The organism is Bacillus sp. AFS023182 (assembly GCF_002560575.1).
Taxonomy (GTDB): domain Bacteria; phylum Bacillota; class Bacilli; order Bacillales; family Bacillaceae_G; genus Bacillus_A; species Bacillus_A arachidis.
This window is the reverse complement of record NZ_NTRO01000032.1, coordinates 25,262-44,915: the sequence shown is the minus strand read 5'-3', so window position 1 is coordinate 44,915 and position 19,654 is coordinate 25,262. Positions and strand designations below refer to the sequence as shown.

At 34.6% G+C, this 19,654-nt stretch carries 16 protein-coding genes, 1 pseudogene and 1 other annotated feature; of the genes and pseudogenes, 15 read left to right on the top strand and 2 right to left on the bottom strand.

Features of this window, described 5'->3' with window-relative positions; all coding sequences use genetic code 11:
* Nucleotides 1-166 precede the first annotated feature (166 nt).
* The 6 genes from CN288_RS16645 to CN288_RS16620 all read left to right on the top strand — a co-directional run bounded on the left by CN288_RS16645 (nt 167) and on the right by CN288_RS16620 (nt 6,285).
* The gene (locus CN288_RS16645) at nt 167-670 is read left to right on the top strand and encodes a DM13 domain-containing protein (RefSeq protein WP_026592309.1); all 504 of its coding nucleotides are present in this window, start codon (nt 167-169) and stop codon (nt 668-670) included.
* Between the two features lie 202 nt (nt 671-872).
* A complete protein-coding gene (locus tag CN288_RS16640) occupies nt 873-2,252 on the top strand; it encodes an aldehyde dehydrogenase (RefSeq protein WP_026592310.1) in 1,380 nt (459 codons plus the stop codon).
* Nucleotides 2,253-2,514: 262 nt separating this feature from the next.
* Nucleotides 2,515-2,709, top strand: coding sequence for a hypothetical protein (locus CN288_RS16635; RefSeq protein WP_026592311.1), 195 nt, complete (start codon nt 2,515-2,517; stop codon nt 2,707-2,709).
* A 344-nt stretch (nt 2,710-3,053) separates the two neighbouring features.
* Nucleotides 3,054-3,779: an ABC transporter ATP-binding protein gene (locus CN288_RS16630; RefSeq protein ID WP_090690577.1), complete on the top strand. Its 726-nt coding sequence runs from the start codon at nt 3,054-3,056 to the stop codon at nt 3,777-3,779.
* Nucleotides 3,772-5,427: a putative ABC transporter permease subunit gene (locus CN288_RS16625; RefSeq protein WP_098302653.1), complete on the top strand. Its 1,656-nt coding sequence runs from the start codon at nt 3,772-3,774 to the stop codon at nt 5,425-5,427. Before CN288_RS16630 ends, CN288_RS16625 begins: the two co-directional genes overlap by 8 nt.
* Before the next feature lie 99 nt (nt 5,428-5,526).
* A complete protein-coding gene (locus CN288_RS16620; protein WP_026592314.1) occupies nt 5,527-6,285 on the top strand; it encodes an SDR family oxidoreductase in 759 nt (252 codons plus the stop codon).
* Between the two features lie 514 nt (nt 6,286-6,799).
* On the opposite strand, the gene proC is transcribed toward CN288_RS16620, so the two are convergent.
* On the bottom strand, nt 6,800-7,618 hold the full coding sequence (gene proC / locus CN288_RS16615) for a pyrroline-5-carboxylate reductase (RefSeq protein WP_098302652.1): 819 nt from the start codon (nt 7,616-7,618) through the stop codon (nt 6,800-6,802).
* A 518-nt stretch (nt 7,619-8,136) separates the two neighbouring features.
* Nucleotides 8,137-8,348: a binding site (T-box leader), on the top strand.
* 168 nt (nt 8,349-8,516) lie between these two features.
* Here proC and proB point away from each other — a divergent pair.
* The 8 genes and pseudogenes from proB (at nt 8,517) to CN288_RS16575 (ending at nt 17,675) form a co-directional block, all read left to right on the top strand.
* Complete coding sequence (gene proB, locus CN288_RS16610) at nt 8,517-9,620, top strand: glutamate 5-kinase (protein WP_026592316.1); 1,104 nt, start codon at nt 8,517-8,519, stop codon at nt 9,618-9,620.
* A gap of 197 nt (nt 9,621-9,817) precedes the next feature.
* Nucleotides 9,818-11,065 carry a glutamate-5-semialdehyde dehydrogenase gene (locus CN288_RS16605; protein ID WP_098302651.1) on the top strand — a complete coding sequence of 416 codons (1,248 nt, stop codon included), beginning with the start codon at nt 9,818-9,820 and terminating at the stop codon, nt 11,063-11,065.
* Nucleotide 11,066: 1 nt separating this feature from the next.
* Nucleotides 11,067-11,159: pseudogene (locus CN288_RS28345) on the top strand (DUF4180 domain-containing protein); the annotation flags it as partial.
* A gap of 669 nt (nt 11,160-11,828) precedes the next feature.
* A complete protein-coding gene (locus CN288_RS16600; protein WP_026592318.1) occupies nt 11,829-12,011 on the top strand; it encodes a YolD-like family protein in 183 nt (60 codons plus the stop codon).
* Between the two features lie 628 nt (nt 12,012-12,639).
* Nucleotides 12,640-14,070 (top strand): alanine/glycine:cation symporter family protein, encoded by a 1,431-nt coding sequence (locus CN288_RS16595; RefSeq protein ID WP_026592319.1) that lies wholly within the window; start codon nt 12,640-12,642, stop codon nt 14,068-14,070.
* 124 nt (nt 14,071-14,194) lie between these two features.
* Entirely contained in the window at nt 14,195-15,175 is a 981-nt protein-coding gene (locus tag CN288_RS16585; protein ID WP_098302649.1) for a glutaminase, read from the top strand.
* Nucleotides 15,176-15,412: 237 nt separating this feature from the next.
* On the top strand, nt 15,413-16,729 hold the full coding sequence (locus CN288_RS16580) for a sensor histidine kinase (RefSeq protein ID WP_098302648.1): 1,317 nt from the start codon (nt 15,413-15,415) through the stop codon (nt 16,727-16,729).
* Between the two features lie 4 nt (nt 16,730-16,733).
* Nucleotides 16,734-17,675, top strand: a complete 942-nt coding sequence (locus tag CN288_RS16575) for a response regulator (RefSeq protein ID WP_026592322.1) — start codon at nt 16,734-16,736, stop codon at nt 17,673-17,675.
* A gap of 269 nt (nt 17,676-17,944) precedes the next feature.
* On the opposite strand, the gene CN288_RS16565 is transcribed toward CN288_RS16575, so the two are convergent.
* The gene (locus CN288_RS16565; protein WP_026592323.1) at nt 17,945-18,130 is read right to left on the bottom strand and encodes a hypothetical protein; all 186 of its coding nucleotides are present in this window, start codon (nt 18,128-18,130) and stop codon (nt 17,945-17,947) included.
* Nucleotides 18,131-18,782: 652 nt separating this feature from the next.
* On the opposite strand from CN288_RS16565, the gene CN288_RS16560 reads away from it, so the two are divergent.
* A complete protein-coding gene (locus CN288_RS16560; protein WP_026592324.1) occupies nt 18,783-19,448 on the top strand; it encodes a hypothetical protein in 666 nt (221 codons plus the stop codon).
* Nucleotides 19,449-19,654: the final 206 nt, after the last annotated feature.

The following is a 19,654-nucleotide window of genomic DNA, read 5'->3' as shown; positions in this document are numbered from 1 at the left end:
AAATTGGTGTTCGGGATCTTACGGATGTGAATTTCGGTTTACGCTTCCCGTTACATCAGAAAAAAAGAACTGATTGAAAGACTTTTGTAATAGTTTTGATATAGAAATGATAGATCTTCTTGTTAACATACATACAAGCACTATGTTACAGGAGGGTTTTTATTTTATGAAAACAAAACATGTATTGTTTATTGGAGGAATAATAATAGTTGGGGGATTTTTATGGTTTTTATTCCGTCCTGAAAAATTATTTATTGATAAGCAAATTAACGAAGTATTTCCACAAACAGAAATAAAATCAAAAGAAGATCAACAACAACGTGTAATAAGCAAAGGGCAGTTTCAGAATGGTGTTCATAAAACGAATGGAATAGCAACAATTTATCAACTACCAGATGGAAAGCGTGTTCTAAGACTGACTGATTTTGAAACTTCTAATGGTCCAGATGTTCGAGTGGTATTGGTTCCTACGAAAAGTTTAAAGAATAATGAAGATGTTAAAAACTATCAGTATATTGAATTAGGTAATTTAAAGGGGAATAAAGGATCTCAAAACTATGAAATTCCTGAAGGTTTAGATATCGATGCATATGGTTTAGTTTCTATATGGTGTAAGAGATTTAATGAAAATTTTGGTATGGCTCATTTTGAGAAGCAAAAAGAGATATAGGATGATATTAATATAAATATAGCCTAAAAGGAAATGTATAAGAGCATGTTAATGATGTTGTAAACTGTACGAATAGTTATTGCTAAAGTACCTTATTTAGAATCAAGGTTTATAGAACATTTGTAATCAAACTTTATTCTAAAATATGTAGCTTGAAATTCAGTGAAATCAAATAATTTTTTGCTATTGGAGGAATTTCCTAATGGTTGATAATATTCCACAACTGATTCAAGAGCATAAACAATTTTTTCATAATGATTATACAAGAAGTCTTCAATTTCGTCTTGAACAATTAGAAAAATTAAAAAAATCTATTCAAAAATATGAAAATGAAGTGCTGAGTGCATTATATCAGGATTTACACAAAAGCGAGTTTGAAGCGTATGCTGCAGAAATTGGTTTCGCCTTTAACAGTATCAATTTTATAATGAAATATCTAAAACGGTGGATGAAGCCTCAAAAAGTAAAAACACCTATGCATTTTTTACCTTCCAAAAGCTACATAATAAAAGAGCCATATGGTACAGTGCTAATTATTGGACCTTTTAATTATCCATTTCAATCATTAATTGAACCTCTTATCGGGGCAATTGCGGGAGGGAATTGTGTAGTTCTCAAACCTTCAGAAAATGCTCCAAACGTTGCAGCTGTAATTAACAAAATAATAGGTGAAACGTTTGATAAGCGATATATTCGTGTAATTGAAGGAGATAGAGAAACAACTTCTTTATTAATTCATGCACCATTTGACTATATTTTTTTTACTGGTAGCGTTCAAGTCGGAAAAATTGTTATGGAAGCTGCGGCGAAAAATCTTGTACCAGTAACATTAGAACTTGGTGGAAAAGCACCAGCTATTGTCGATGAAACAGCTAACCTGGATATAGCAGCCAAACGTATTATCTGGGGGAAATTCATAAATGCTGGGCAATCTTGTATTGCACCTGATTATGTTATTGTACACAAATCTGTCAAGGGAAAACTGATTTCGAAAATGAAAGAAATCATCACAAGCTTTTATGGATCAGATGTATTAAAAAGCAATGATTACGGTCGAATTATTAATGAGAGACAATTCGATAGACTTATTTCTATATTAGAACAAGACCGAAATTATATAGTATTTGGTGGAAATTCATCTAGAAGTCATTTATATATTGAACCAACAATTCTTGAAGTGAATTCATGGGATGCTGCAGCTATGAAAGAAGAAATTTTCGGACCGATTTTACCAATTATGGATTACAATGATTTAGATGAAGTCATTCATATGGTTAACAACCAACCAAAACCGTTAGCTTTGTATGTGTTTACTGAAAATAAAAATGTTGAAAAACAGGTATTAGGGCGAATCTCTTTTGGAGGAGGGTGCGTCAACGATACAATGTCACATATGGCCAATCTCCACTTACCTTTTGGTGGAGTAGGAAATGCAGGGTTCGGTGCCTATCATGGGAAACATAGTTTTGATGCTTTTACTCATCATAAAAGCATTTTAAAGAAAAGTTCAAGGGTAGAGTTAGGATTGGTATTTCCGCCCTATAGGAACAAAATTGAAATTTTGCGAAAGATTTTTAAGTAATACGCTCCGTTAAACATTACTGTTGATAGTAAAGAAGAAATCATAAAGGGAATCCAGGAGAATGGATTCCCTTTATCTTGTCAACCTAATCCATTGTATTTATGAGTGTATTGTACAAATAAAGAATCTAACGTAAGAACAAGTAGGTAAATGTAAAAAAGAGTGAGAAATATATTAAAGTTCAGAAAAATGATAATATTTACAAGTTATAGACAGTAAAAATATCGTAAAATGGTTGCAAGAGGAAGGGAGGGAGAAACGTATGATTAAGTGGATGCTAATTATGTTAATGATAGTTGCAGTAATAGTTGTTGGAACGATAGTGGTTGGAAAAAATGGGGATGAAAATTATGGTAAATCAACGAAAGGAAATATTACGAGACTTACAATGATTTACCTTTTGTTAGCAGTTGTTTTAATTGTTGGTCTAGGTTTATATATATATTTTAATGGATAAAGAATATGAAACACTGATATAAAACTTTCCTTTTAGGTGGAGAGAACATCTGTGGTCAGTGTTTCTTATACCCTTATCCCCTTATGCTATGTGCGCCCAAATGGAGGAAACGAGTGGGGATTCTTTTTTTATTTTCATAGCCGTAGTTTACATATTGAAAAATCAAAATGAATATGTATATTTACTATAGAAATAATAGTGAACTGATTTTTCTGAATACAACGATAAATTATAAAGGTATTTTATGGAGGTTTATGTGATTCTAAAAAATACAAAATCTTAAAATGTAAGTATGCTATAATAGAGATATAGTTTATTGGTAAATGAGGAAAGGATTGGATAAAATGATTGAAATTGTAAATGTATCAAAAAGTTACAATGGTTCTTCCTATGCTGTGAAAGATTTAAGTTTAACAGTACCGAGTGGAGAAATTTTTGGATTTTTAGGGCCGAATGGTGCTGGAAAATCAACAACAATTAAGATGGTAACAGGTATTCATGCAATAGATAAAGGAACAATTTTGGTCAACGGAAAAGATGTGACAAAAGAGCCTATGGAGGCAAAGCGAACATTTGGCTATGTTCCGGATAGTCCAGATATGTTTCTGCGATTAAAAGGGATAGAATATTTAAACTTTATGGCTGATATGTATGAGGTGCCAAATGCAATTAGGCAGGAAAAAATTCAATTTTTAGCAGAGAGATTCGATCTTTATAATGCTTTGTCAGATCAAATTCAAAGTTATTCACACGGAATGAGACAGAAGATTATTATTATTGGTGTACTTCTGCATGATCCGGATGTATGGATTTTAGATGAGCCAATGACAGGGCTTGATCCAAAATCAGCGTTTATTTTAAAACAGATGATGAGGGAGCATGCAGATAAAGGGAAAACAGTGTTTTTCTCAACACACGTGCTAGAAGTAGCCGAGAAATTATGTGATCGAGTAGCGATTATTAATAAGGGGAATTTGCAGTTCCAAGGTAATTTAAATGAAATGAGAGATCATTTTAAATCCAATGAATCACTTGAGAAAATGTTCTTGGAGATGACTGGAAATGAATAAAATTTGGACATTAACAAAAGTATTATTGAAATTAAATTATGCAGATGTCATAACGGATAAAAAGAAACGGTTGGCGTATGCATTTTCATTTTTAGCATTATTATTCGCTGGCTTTATATTTATCGGCCCACTTACATATGGGATGTATGTAGGAATGAAATCAATCGGACAAGAAACATCGATAATTGGAATGGGATTAGCTGTTGCGAGCATATGGGTATTTGTAATTAGTATTACGAACATTTTAACGGTATTTTATTATAATAATGATGTTGAAACTTTACTACCTTTACCACTACAACCATCACAAATCATTACGGCTAAATTTATTACTGTATTAATTACACAATATATAATGGGATCTTTCATTTTATTTCCAATCTTCATTGTATATGGTTTGCAAAGTGGTGCGCTTATTACATATTACTTATATGCACTATTAATTTACATATTTTTCCCTATTATTCCGTTAGTACTCGCATCACTCTTAATGACGGTTATTATGCGTTATACAAATATAGCTAAGAATAAAGATCGTAGCAATATGTTCATTGGGCTGTTAACTCTATTATTTATTGTAGGCATTAACGTGTTTATGCAATGGAGAAACAGAAGTGCAGTATCAGGAGATGCGCTTGCAAATTACTTTGCTGATCATCAATCTTCCTTACTGGTTCAGATGACAAATTATTTTCCAACTACATACTTTGGTGCAATGGGGTTAATAGAGAATGCTTCTTGGAAAGGGATTATATACGTTGTGATTTTTGCAGCGATTTCTTTAGCGTTTTTCGGATTGTTTTTCTATGTTGCACAGCGTACGTATTTAAAAGGAGTTATCGGACTTTCAACGAGTACCGCAAAAAAAGAGGCCATCTCGGCAGAAAACTTAAAAAAATCAACTGTACAAAGCTCACACATAAAAGCTTATGTTAAAAAAGAGTTTAAAATTTTATTCCGTACACCACAATTTTTTATAAATTGTATTGTGCAAACTTTTGTTATGCCAATTATGCTATTCTTTATAATTTTCGTACAGGAGGGGAGCTTAAAATGGTTAACTAAGTTTATAGAAGAACCAACATGGTCTGGGCTAGCTCTTGGCATAGGTTTCTGTGCAGGTTTATTCTTAATGGGAAGTAATGTTATTGCAACAACATCTTTTTCTAGGGATGGGAGTTCGTGGTTTGTCAATCGTTATTTACCAGTAAAGGCATCAGATATATTTTTTGCAAAAGTTTTTACAGCATGGCTTATAAATGTAACAATTTTAGCTGTGTTTGGTCTTATCATGACAATTGTTGCCGGTGTTTCACCACTCTTTATGTTGTTATGGTTTTTACTAAGTGCAAATGGTCTTTGGTTAACGAATTTAATCGGTACACGTTGGGACGCTCAAACGGCGGATATACATTGGGATTCAGAGCAGAAGTTATTTAAAAGCAGGTATACAACTCTATGGAATTTCCTTGCAAATATCGCGATGGATCTAGTAATCGTAGGTGGGGTTGTTGGATTATACTACTTCTTTGGAATCGGTATATGGGGCATGTTTAGTATTCTATTGATTGCGTTTATTATTATAAATGTAATAGTAACACGTAGTTTACAGTTAGGAGCAGAACGTATTCTAGCAAATATTAAATAAAAAAATGATAAATCCTCTGTATTCATACAGGGGATTTATTTGTCAGAAATGCTATTTATGTTTTGAAATTATGAGAAGGCAAAATAGGGGGAGAAACAAGTGACGAAAATAGCAATTGTTACAGGAGCGACACGTTTAAATGGAATTGGAGCAGCGATTTGCACAGCACTTGCGCAAAAAGGTATCGATATATTTTTCACGTACTGGCCTAGGTATGATAAGGCAATGCCATGGAGCATGAATGATGAAGAACCATTTTTATTGAAAAGAGAAGTTGAAAATTATGGCGTTCGATGTGAAATGGCTGAGGTGAATTTAGCGCAGTCTTATGCCCCTAACCGTTTATTATATATGGTATCAGAACGATTAGGAGAGCCGTCTATTTTGATTAACAATGCTGCATATTCTACGGATACAAATGTTGAAGAGTTAGATGTAGAACAATTAGACAGACATTATACAGTAAATGTACGCGCTACGATGCTATTAAGTTCATTATTTATTAAAAATTATACGGTTGAAACGAGTGGAAATATTGTCAATCTTACATCTGGACAATCGCTAGGGCCCATGCCGAATGAGCTTGCTTATATAGCAACGAAAGGAGCGATTGAAGCTTTTACTACCTCAGTAGCACCAGTTGCGATGAAAAAGGGGATTACTGTGAATGCTGTTGATCCAGGACCGACCAATACAGGGTGGATGACTGAAGAAGTGCAAGCATATTTAGTAAACAAATTTCCGGCAGGTAGAATAGGGGAGCCAGTAGATGTAGCACGTTTAATAGCATTTTTAGTAAGTGAAGAAGCAAAATGGGTGACAGGACAAGTAATTCATTCGAATGGTGGGTTTTATTAATAAGAGAAGGTAGGTCGTTTTGGAATGTAGTTACTTTTATTGTATGTATCCGAAATATATATTCGAAAGTTATGGCTGATCAATATATCGAGGATTAATTTAAAAATAAAAACGATACTAAGAGATTTAGTGTCGTTTTTTTAAATATCGTTTATAAGTAGGTGCCAAGTGTTCTTATCTATTTGTAAATAACCCATGAGATAATCGCCTTACATGCTACATATAGTAACTTATTTTTTTATGAAGGTAATTATGAGGGATCTTATGCGGAAAATAAGGGGGTTTTTGTAAGACTAGAGGCACCAAACAGGACATAAAAATAGGATTACATAAAATTATCTTAAAATAATTAAAGAGCAAAATGGACAAACTCAAGTAGGTATGAATTTATCCATTTTAATTGCTATTGATAATGAGACATTATGTAAACCAAATGTAAATATGGTTTACAACTATTTATAGATATGTGTACTTGGCTAACTATATCTTAATCGGTTTCCTTTAAACTTAGTTTTTACTCTTTGGTTGGACTGGATAATTCAACAGATTTTTGAGTGCAACGTTTCATAGCTGAGATGATGGCCGTTCTTAAGCCTTTTTCCTCTAATGTTGCTACAGCTTCTATTGTCGTTCCACCTGGAGAACAAACCATATCTTTCAATGCGCCTGGATGTATTCCTGTCTCCAGTACCATTTTTGCAGAACCTAATACAGCTTGTGCTGCAAATTTATATGCTTGAGCTCTTGGCATACCATCTAGTACAGCAGCATCCGCCATGGCTTCTATAAACATATACACATATGCTGGAGAAGAGCCACTTACAGATGTTACAACATCCATTAATTTTTCATTTACTATCTCTGTTTGACCAAAACTATTAAATATATCTAGTATATCTTCTAAATCTTTTTCTGTAACCATTTCATTAGAACATAACGCAGACATACCTTCTCCAACAAGGGCTGGTGTATTAGGCATTACTCTAACAACCTTTAACTTTTTGCCGAAAGCATCCTCAGTACTCTTAATACTTTTTCCTGCAGCAATAGTTACGATTATTACATCGTTTTTTATCTGCTCTTTTATTTGGTTAATTACTGATGAGTATAGGTCTGGTTTGATTGATAAAATTAAAATATCAGCATTGTTAGCTACTTCATTGTTGTCAGTAGTTGTAGTTATGCCATATTTATCACTAGTATTTTTTAAATTAATGACATTTAAATCTGAACAAATTATTTTATCTGAAGAAACTATATTTTTGTTAATCATGCCACCTATCATAGCGATACCCATGTTTCCGCATCCAATGAATCCTATTTGTTTGTTCATAATAATTCGCTCTTGCTCCTTTTATTATAAATTTTATTGGTTTAAAAATATTATTCTGAAAAAATAATGATATTCTGTGTAGAAGAAATAAACCGTATAAACTATATCGAGATTAGTATAAAAACACATTTTAAGAGAGTACACTATTTTTTGCAATACAAAAATATATAGAAATCACTCTTATTCTGCACTAAACAAGTACATTCTCTATAACTTAAATTTTTTGTTATAAACTACTCCAAAACATTTTAAATCATTTTGGAGAATAGGGACGTATCGCTATCTATATGTTTAGACACGAATTACTCCTTTTGGTGTACGCTAAGAGATGTATGTCTAGAAAACTTTATGTTTATGAACAAGAGATAAAGTATAGTTATATCAACATTTTCTAGATATTGTGATGTTAATACAGTATGTACATAATTCAATGCTTAAAACTTGTTGCCTTCTTAATTTTCTAAAATATCTCTTGACACAAAAATACATTATATCGCATAATGTATAAAAAATTAAATTGAAAATCGTTGAAGGGAACTAGTACATATGTCTTCTTACGCAAGAGAGTGGAATTCACTGGCTGAAAGATTCCTCGTATAGAAAGTATCGAACCTATCCCTGAGTCTTAAACGAAAGTTTAGGCGTACGCCTGCGTTACAGGCGCCAAGCGGATATATATTTTATATCAATGAAGGTGGTACCGCGGAACAATGACCGTTTCGTCCTTTTTTAAGGGCGGAACGGTCATTTTTATTTTGCTCTTTATTGCTAGATAGGCATCATTGGTGAAGGATTCTTTGCTGAAAATTGCATGTTATAGAAGCATATTTTGTTTTCATTTGAAAAAAAGAGACGCAATTTACAAAAAAACTTTGATTTTAGACTAGGGGGTACAAAAGTGAAAAAACAACGAATTGTCGTAAAAATCGGAAGCAGTTCCTTGGCAGCTAATCATGGAGGTATCTCTAAAGAACAGCTTTCAGATCACGTTGCTGCCTTGGCGCGACTGAAGCAGGAAGGACATGAAATCTTGCTGGTTACATCTGGTGCCGTCGCTGCAGGTTTTTCCGCTCTCGGGTATCCCGGCCGACCTGTGACAATTAAAGGGAAACAGGCTGCCGCGGCTGTAGGGCAAAGTCTGTTAATGCAGGCGTATACGGAGGAATTCTGCAAATATGGGATCGTTACCTCGCAACTTTTGCTAACGAGAAGCGATTTTTCCAGAAAAGAACAATACAGCAATGCCTACGCCACTTTAGTGGAGTTACTAAATCGCTCAGCTCTTCCTATAATCAATGAAAACGATTCTATTTCTTTGGAGGAGCTAACGTTTGGTGATAATGACATGTTGTCAGCTTTAGTAAGTGGATTGGTTTCGGCGGATATGCTCATGATTTTTACGGATGTGAACGGTTTGTATGACCAGAACCCCCAGAAACATCCGGACGCAAAAAAATATTACTTTCTCCCTGAAGTTACGGAAGAAATCGCCACTCTTGCTGGAGATGCTGGCTCAAAACTTGGAACGGGCGGCATGAAATCGAAAATCGATGCAGCAAAGACGGCACTATCTCTCGGAGCGAGTGTATTCATCGGAACAGGACGTGGACGGGAGAAGTTTTTAGATGTTTTGAAGGGGAAAGGAGATGGAACGTATATCGGTAACGCTACTCCAAAAGTAATCAAGGTGAACAAGCAATGGATCGCATTACATTCGCTTGTCAGCGGACAAATCGAAGTGGATGCCGGAGCAGCCGCTGCCATCATTCAGCATGGAAAAAGTCTTCTTCCTGCCGGTGTTACCAGTGTGTCAGGGTTCTTTCAAGCAGGCGAGGTCGTGGAGGTCATCACAGAGCAGGGACGCGTGATAGGAAAAGGACAGTGTAGATATAGTTCAGAGGAATTGCGGGATTTAAAAGGTATGCAGAGCCATGACATTCAAGCGCGAGGCGAAAGGCATAGCTATGAAGTTATTCATAGAGATAATTGGGTTTCACTTTAAGATCCCGAGAGGGATCTTAAAGTGAAGAACACAAGGTTCCCCGTCTTAAAAGGCGTTGTTTGTCTTTACTCGCTCTAAACTTCCGATTGATTCAACTAATATCTATGCAGAAGAGTCTTGGATGGTAGTGACAAGTTGGAGTAGTTAAACACGCCTCAAATTTTATACTTTTTAATTTTAAAAAGGAGGAAACGAAAATGAATGAAGTGTTGACAAAGGGACAAAAAGCAAAAGAGATTGCTGGAGAGCTTGTGACCAAATCGACTGATCAAAAAAATAAAGCACTGGCGGCTATCGTTGAGCAATTGATAGAAGAGACATCCTACATTTTGGAGGAGAACAAACGAGATATCGAACAAGGCAAAGCGAAAGGAATGTCTGCCTCTCTCCTCGATCGTCTTATGCTGAACGAACAGCGCATCATTGATATGACAGCGGGAATCAGACAGCTGATTGATTTGCGCGATCCTGTCGGAGAATGTGTAGCTACATGGGAACGGCCGAATGGATTGTCTATTCGGGAGATGCGCGTGCCACTCGGTGTTGTGGGGATGATTTACGAGGCGCGGCCGAACGTGACGGTGGATGCGGCTACAATTTGCTTGAAAACAGGCAACGCAGTGATCTTGAGAGGTAGTTCTTCCGCCACTTATTCCAATAAAGCCATCGTTGCTGTGATTCACCGAGCGCTCAAACAAACGAGCTTGCCTCCAGAGAGTGTACAGCTCATTGAAGACACGTCACGAGATAGCGCAAAAGAGTTATTTACATTGAACGAGTACTTGGATGTTCTTATTCCAAGAGGTGGCAAGCAGTTGATAGATACTGTAGTGAGAGAAGCATCTGTTCCTGTATTGGAAACAGGTGCGGGAAATTGTCACATTTTCATTGATGAAACAGCGAATAAACAGATGGCATTCGATATTATCGTAAACGCCAAAACACAGCGTCCGTCTGTATGCAATGCTATTGAAACAATTATACTTCATGAGAATTGGGCGCAGCGATTTGGTACCGAGCTGTTTGCTTTCTTGAAGGAAAGAGGAGTGGAGCTACGTGGGGATAAGAAAGTGTTAGAAATTGATTCTTCTCTTGTACCCGCTTCAGAAGAAGACTGGGAAACAGAATTTTTGTCTCTCACGCTGGCAGTCAAAATGGTTTCCTCTGTTGAAGAAGCGATTACCCATATCAATACTTATGGATCCATGCATTCCGAAGCGATCATTACAGAGAACGAGGAAAACGTCAGCAAGTTTTTCACGTCCGTCGATGCCGCGGCGCTCTATCATAATGCCTCGACCCGCTTTACTGACGGCTTTGAATTTGGCTTCGGCGCGGAAATCGGCATCAGCACGCAAAAGCTGCATGTTAGGGGACCGATGGGTCTGTCTGCATTGACTTCCACAAAATATGTGATTCGTGGGAATGGACAGATTCGGAGGTAAGAAGTATTTCATCTATGAATGTAACAAGGGAAACAATTTCTTTTTCTTACCAACCGAGCAACAGGCAATTGAAAAATTAAGTGCGTTGAAGTAGAAGATGGAAAGGTTATACTAAGCTCCGTAGATGCAGAGTAAAGTAAGTAGTATTCTAGGCTAATCATTTAATAAAAATAATAGTCTTCTCTATTTATCTATATTTACATTTTTGTAAGGTTTTATTATGTATATATTGATTTAAGTGGATTTTCCAAGGGATAATAACGCAATAAATTATCCTAATTTCTTAATTAACATAATTTCCAAAAATGTAATCTTAGAATGTTAATATTTGTTATATAATGAACTTGTCAAACCATTATCTCAATAGTTTTCTTGCTATGTCTGTTAAGATAGTTTGCTGTAGCCATATTAAAATTATCTCAAAAAGAACTTGTAGATTCCTACGAGTTCTTTTTGTTTTTCTATTTTGATCACACTCCTTTTTTAGAGTCATAGTATCAGTATGTCCAAGATTTAGAAATTACATGTAACTATCTTAAAGTTTTTGCGTCTATATGAATTTTTAAATATTTAAAAAATTATTTTATAAGAAACTGTACTTTTTAGTGAGTTTCTGTACTTTTGATTATAAATTAAAGATACGTTTCTGTTAGTTTAGATTTGAAAGCGCTTCAAATGGTGTTTTTTGAAATTTTTACTTAGCCTAGATTCTTTTACTTACAGGCCATTTATATAGACTATTAGTGGAAAAGGGGGTAAATCCATGTTATTAAGAAAATTAGCAAAAAATCACTTAATCACTATCGATTACTATCAGAGTGGATTTTTACAAACATGTAAGGGACAAGTTTGTAACCTTGATTTGCACCAACAAACACTTATTTTAATAAATGAACAGCAAGAGGTCTTCTCTATATGTTTATCTGATATTAAGGAAATCTATTAATGATTTTCTTTATCCATAGAGGAAAATAGAAATGAAGATTCCTGAGATACTGTAAAATTGGCAATATATTTTTTATGTAAACAAAGTATTTAAATGAAGGTTCTGTAGCAAAAATTTGAAGACAAGTGAAGGGCAGTAGATCTACTGATATCATGCGCTGATTTAGAGGAGAATACCAGGGCAGTCGAGTGCTTTTCAAAGAAGCGTTAATTATAAATTAAAGACTATATACTGGAACAAATACGAAAGTGTTTATAATCATTTTAGTTTTCTGATAATTTTGTTTATATTTCTGTGCAAATAATAAAAAGAGACAAAAAGGATCTATATAAGTCCAATTTAAAAACCTGGCATATGAAACAAGCATGATGGTGCAGCCACATTTCTGGATAAAAACTATTTTTTTGCGGGAGGAGCTAGAGCAGCCACGTGTAAAAGCATTAGGTCTTTCAAGATGTCAGCTATGCAGTTATATATTATGAATATTCGTATAAACGAGGAAATACCATTTTTATAGAAAACTTTTGTCTTTGCTGCATGTGAATATGAAACGAGGTTATTTATGTCAGAAAATAAAGGTGATTTTACATAGATTAGGGGATATGGAATTTTGATATGAGGTGATGATATGGAACAATTGTTGGTGGATTTAGTCGGATCAACGAATGATTTTTTATGGTCTAAATTGTTAATTATTATGCTTGTTGTTTGCGGAATTTATTTCACATTTAAATCGAAATTTGTACAGTTTCGGATGCTAAAGGAAATGGTCCGTGTGTTAATGGAAGGGAAGAATGGTTCTAAAGACCAAATTTCACCGTTTCAGGCGTTCTGTATTGGTATGGCTGCTCGCGTTGGAACAGGAAATATCACAGGAATTGCGATTGCGATTGCACTAGGCGGTCCTGGAGCGGTATTTTGGATGTGGGTTATTTCTATTATTAGCTCAGCATCTAGCTTTGTTGAAAGTACATTAGCACAAATATATAAAGTAAAAGATAAAGCCGGTTTCCGCGGCGGTCCATCTTATTATATGGAAAAAGGATTAAACAAACGTTGGATGGGAATAATATTCTCTATTTTAATTACGATTACTTTCGGTTTTGTATTTAATTCTGTCCAATCAAATACTGTTACAATTGCTTTTGAGAACGCATTTGGTACAGATCGTTTAACTTTAGGAATTATTATGGCAATTGCTTTCGCTGGGATTATCTTTGGCGGTGTGCAGCGTATTGCAAAAATGGCTGAATACAAAGTAATGTTTCTAGCAGTGTTATACATTGGTATTGCATTATTTGTTATCATTACAAATATCACAAAAATGCCGGAAGTTCTTTCTCTTATTGTTCAAAACGCATTTGGCTTTAAACAAATAGCAGGCGGTTCAATCGGAGCAGCGCTCATGCATGGGGTTAAACGTGGTTTATTCTCGAATGAAGCTGGTATGGGAAGTGCGCCAAACGTTGCCGCAACTGCAACAACAAGTCATCCGGTGAAACAAGGACTTATTCAAGCACTTGGCGTATTAACGGATACACTGATTGTTTGTACAAGCACAGCATTTATTATTTTACTTTCTGATGCATACAAACAACCAGAGTTAAATGGTATTGCACTTACACAAGCAGCATTAAGTGAACATGTCGGCTCTTGGGCATCAGGGTGTCTTGCTATCTTTATTTTCTTATTTGGATTCGGTGCGTTAATTGGTAACTATTATTACGGAGAAACAAATATTCGATTCTTAAAAAATAGTAAAGTATGGTTGATGGTATACCGAATAGGCGTGTTAGCGATGATTGTATTCGGTTCTGTTGCAAAGATCCAACTTGTATGGGATTTAGCGGATTTATTTATGGGCTTTATGGTTATTATAAATTTAATTGCTATTACTTTACTTTCAAAAGTGGCCTTTGCTGCGTTACAGGATTACATGAAACAGAAAAAAGCTGGTAATGATCCTATTTTTTATAAAGATAGCATTAAAGGGCTTGAAAACATTGAATGCTGGGAGCATTATCAGGACACTTCAACTTCAAAAAAGAAAAGTATGTAACAAAAAAGATATTCGGACTGTAATATGTCTGAATATCTTTCTTGGTTCTTATGCAAATAGTATTGATTATAATAAAGAAAAAATTATTCTATATAAAGTTAATAAGACGGAGGAATATGGTTAAATGATAAAGGAGTATAACGTTCAGGTTGAGAGTCAAGAAAAAGCTTACTTAGATCAATGGGTAACTCATTATCGATCCTATGCTACTAAAGGACAAAGCGCCAGTTATATTCCAGCTTTGGGAAAGGTAAATTTATCGCAATTAGGTATTTGTATAGTAGAGCCAGATGGAACAATGATAAAGTCAGGGGATTGGGAGGTACCTTTCACCTTGCAAAGTATATCAAAAGTAATCGCCTTTATAGCTGCTTGTTTAAGTCGTAGTATTTCTTATGTATTAGAGCGGGTTGATGTAGAGCCAACTGGAGATGCCTTCAATTCGATTATTCGTTTAGAAATGCATAAACCAGGAAAGCCTTTTAATCCTATGATTAATGCTGGAGCGATTACGGTAGCCTCGCTTCTGTCAGGAACATCGGCGCAAGAAAAATTAGAATCTCTATACGCATTAATCGAAAAAATGATAGGGAAGCGTCCCGCCATTAATGAAAAAGTGTTTCAATCAGAATGGCAAACAGCCCATCGAAATAGAGCTTTAGCATACTATTTAAAGGAGAATGGTTTTTTAGAATCAGATGTGGAGGAGGCACTAGAGGTTTACTTGAAACAATGTTCGATAGAAATAAATACAGAGGATATTGCTTTAATAGGGCTTATACTTGCACATGATGGATATCATCCTATTCGTAAAGAACAAGTCATCCCTAAAGAGGTTGCTAGATTAACAAAAGCTTTAATGCTTACTTGTGGAATGTACAATGCTTCTGGCAAATTTGCTGCTTTCATCGGGCTACCAGCTAAAAGTGGGGTGTCCGGAGGGATTATGGCACTCGTCCCCTCAAGGGCCAGGAGGGAACTACCGTTTCAAGATGGATGTGGCATTGGTATTTATGGACCAGCTATTGATGACTATGGGAATAGTTTACCAGGGGTTATGTTATTGGAACATATTGCACAAGAATGGGATTTAGGTATATTCTAAAAAGTATCATGGGTGTTTTGATGTCAGAGCGAATACAAAAATGTTCAGACCATATAATGTGTCTGAACATTTTTGTGTTACATAGCATCTTCCTGTTTTAAAGTAGAAGAATATCAAGAGCACTCGCAATGTGCAATACTTTCGTTTATATCTTATTAATAGTTTTTTTGAAAAATAGAGTAAGTGTTGTATTAATGGTAATAGATTTGTATACTGACTGTTAGGCGAAAGTGAGAAGTGATTATTTTGAATCTTAGTAATTTAGTAAAAAAAGACATCTATATTCTGGTTTTGATGGTATTTACAGTACCCTTAGTAGGTGAAATAAAGTCTTTTCCCCTAAATGAGACATTTCGAATGAGCTTTGGTGCACCAACATTTTTCTTTTTTTTGTTATTATTTCGGCGAATGCCAGCATTTTTTCCGGGTTTTTTAACAGCAATAGTGGTTGTAGCATTTCGGATCTTGATGGACGTCATCACAAAGGGGAATATGGATTGGATAGATTCTTTTCATATCCAGTATCCAAGTTTTTTCTTTTACTTTACTTATTCTTGTCTCTTTTACTTAGCGAAAGTAGAACGCTTTCATCATCAACCATTGATGATTGGATTTATTGGCTGCATTATTGAAATATTATCAGACTGTGTAGAATTAATGATTCAATATTTCGTATTAAAAACAACTATCACGCCAGAGGCAATAAATGAGATAATCGTTATCGCATTTTCCCACAGTTTTATAGTTTTAAGCTTTTTCAATATGATGAAACTGTATGAAGCGCAGTCAAGGGAGAGACACATAAAAAAACAAAATGAACACATGCTTATGCTCATCTCCAATTTATATGAAGATGCTGTTCATTTAAAAAAAACGTTGCAAGATGCTGAAAATATAACGAAGAAATCCTATGATTTGTACAAAAATTTAGATTCTTTAGATAACGAGAGGGTAGGCTTTCAGATTGAGGATTTACGGCAGCAGGCATTGAAAATTGCTGGTGAAGTCCATGAAGTTAAAAAGGATAACCAACGCATTTTTGCTGGACTTTCAAAGCTGATTTCTGATGAAAGTTTTACAGATTATATGTCCGTATATGAACTGGTAAACATCATTGTACGAGCAAACGAGAAATACGCCCGGTTACTAAAGAAAGACATCCAATTTGTGTATAAGATTGACGGTGTGCATCCTCACTATCATGTTTACGTAATTTTATCAATTATAAACAATGTCGTTGCAAACGCTGTAGAAGCTATTCAAGATATGGGAGCCATCACAATTGACATTAATAAAGACCACCATTTCGTTGAATTTCGAATAGGGGATAATGGTCCCGGTATTTCTTCAAAGTATAAAGATTCAATTTTTGAACCTGGGTTTACTTCTAAATATGATGATGCAGGTAACCCATCAACAGGTATTGGATTATCGTATGTCAAAGAAATGGTCGAACAACTTGAAGGTGTTGTTACATTTGAGGACAGAACCGAAGAAAAAGGATCGATTTTTAAAATTAGATTAGGGATTGATCATATAGTTGCGAAAGGGTGATTCTATGTATTTTTATATAGTAGATGATGAGAAAGCGGTTCGCTCAATGTTGGCTCAAATTATCGAGGATGCGGATCTTGGGGAGGTTGTAGGAGAAGCTGAGGATGGCTCATTGTTAGATCAACAAACGCTAATCTTGAAAAATATAGACATTTTATTTATCGATTTGTTAATGCCGATTCAAGATGGAATAAAAACAATTCGTCAAATAAAACCGTTGTTTAAAGGGAAAATTATCATGGTTTCTCAAGTAGAGTCAAAAGAATTGATTGCTGAAGCATATTCGCTTGGTGTTGAGTACTATATTATTAAACCGATTAACCGGATTGAAGTATTAACAGTCGTTCAGAAAGTCATTGAACGAATCCGATTGGAAAAATCGATAAAAAATATTCAAGAATCGCTCAATATGGTACTTAAATTGGATAGTGATCAAAGTACACAGGAAAAATACCGTAATGAAAAGCATATAAGTACTTCAAATCATTTTCGAAACTCCATACATTTTCTTCTATCCGAATTAGGGATAGCTAGTGAAAGCGGAAGTAAAGATTTAATGGATATACTGGATTATTTATATAAATATGAACAAGATAAAACGTTGGAACAAGGGTTTCCCTCTCTAAAAGAGGTTTTTTTGAATTTAGCTCAAAAAAGACTTGGAGGATTAGCTGAAGAGGCCGAATTAAAAAGGTCGATTGAAGCCTCCAAACAACGGATCCGGAGGGCAATTTACCAATCACTAAACCACTTAGCATCCCTTGGACTTGCTGATTTTTTAAACCCGAAGTTCGAAAATTACGCTTCTAGGTTTTTTGATTTTACAACTGTAAGGAGAAAGATGACAGAGTTGAATAATGAGCAAACATTACCTACTCGTATCGATACGAAAAAGTTTATTCAGGTTCTGTATTTTGAAGCAAAACGGATACATTTGGAACTGTAATGACGAACACTTGCTAATTCTTAAACTCGAATGCTGGATTTATCATTGTTTTTTATCGTTTTCTGACATTCATCTCTCTCCTCAAAAATGTGCATCAATTTTAGGTGGGAGATAAATATCGCGGTAAGCGTGAGCCTACGCATGTTCGTATACTAGGCATTATTTACTACTTCATTTGGAATATTGTAAAAGGTGTTAAGTTGTTAAAGAGTGCTTAATATAAAAAGGGCAGCCGAAATTTGCGACTGCCCCTTTTTTATTAAAAATCTTTATTTATGGTTATCTTCAAGAGGTTCCAGAACGTTCGATGGAAGCTGATTAGTTGGAGCTAATCCAGATCCTTCACTTGCTGTTTGAAGTGATTGTAATTTTAGAATTACACCTGCCTCTGTAGCAATTTCGTCCTCTTTTACTCGATGGCTTGATTTAGATGTATTTTCATTCGCTTTCTCCATTTTACATTCCTCCTTATTACATGTAGATATACAAGCAACATAATTACAAAAGTGTTTTTCAGTATAGTACTTATTATTCATTTGTAACATTGAATAATATACATGTAGTAGCTATTTGATTTTTTGAATTTATTGTTTCTACTGCGAAATGATGAAAAGTGTCTTTCTCCCCTTTAAAATTCCACTTAAATACAAACTCACCATTGAAATATAGAAGTAAAAACGCACCCGATAATAGAATTATTTTCTTCTAATATCTCATTAATAATCCATAATTTTATTATGTTAACAAAAATGTTGAGAAATAATAGGAAGCGTGAAATATTTTATGAATTTATTTTTTGTGCAAAATAAATGGATTGTCAGAAAAAGGGGACTTTTGGTAGTGGAATTATTATTGTAAAGCTATAAGTAATTTGCCCATTACTCCGTATAGGGCAATATATTCCTCTGTTTTTCCTGGGGATAACTGTATACAAAATGCGTTATACAGAGTAAAAAAGCTCGAATTTTAAAGTTTAATACATAATCGCTTGTCGTATAAATATAAGGATTTCTGTCGGAAAGATGATAGTTAGAACAAAAAGGGATTTTTATAGATAAATAGAATCGTAAAGAGGAGGATAAAAATGTAAATATAGGAGGCTTTATTATGAAAATAAAAAAAATAACCATTGCATCACTAGCAATTGGTACAATGCTCTCCATTACAGCTTGTAGTCCCTCTGCAGAAAAAGATCAAGTGAAAAAGGAACAAACGAACGCACAAGAAGAAGCAAAAACAACGAATGCTGATGAAACTTCTGCCACGAAAAACGATGAGAAAGAAACAAACACATCTACTAATGAAAAAACAGAGAAAGATCAAAAGAATTCCAAAGAATCGTCTGGAACGGAGAATAACGCTAAATCTACGAACCAAACTTCAAATGGGAAAACGACAGAAAAAGAAACAAATACTAAAACAAACGAGCAAACGACAAGTGGAAAAACTGCAACGAAAGATACAAATAAAAGTGTAGCTGTGAAAGCAAATGTAAAAGCAGTTGCGCAGCTTATCGACAGCTTGGATAAACAATTAGCTGCAAACCCTAAGTTAGATACAGTGAATCAACTAGGGAAGCAAATAAATGAAAAATGGGATGTAATTGAAAAAGAGTTAGAAGCAACACATCCAACTGATTATAAAACGATTGGACAAAGTATGTATCCTTTAATTGTTGCGACTGAAAAAGAGAAAATAGATGTGAAACGAATCAAATCATTAACGACGAAAACAAAGCAAGATTTAAATCAGCTTTTAAATAAACTTTCATAAATTATGAAATAGTGATTTCTGTGCAAAAGGAGAAACAATATCGGTTTCTTCTTTTATTTAGTAAGTGTCAAATATTACCCACCCACAATTTGTAAATAACCCATGAGATAATCTCCTTACATACTACAACTGAAAATGGAGTGGAAGCTCTTAACTATGCTATTAAAGCTGGTTTTATTTGGGCAGCTAATGAGGTAAATTATAAA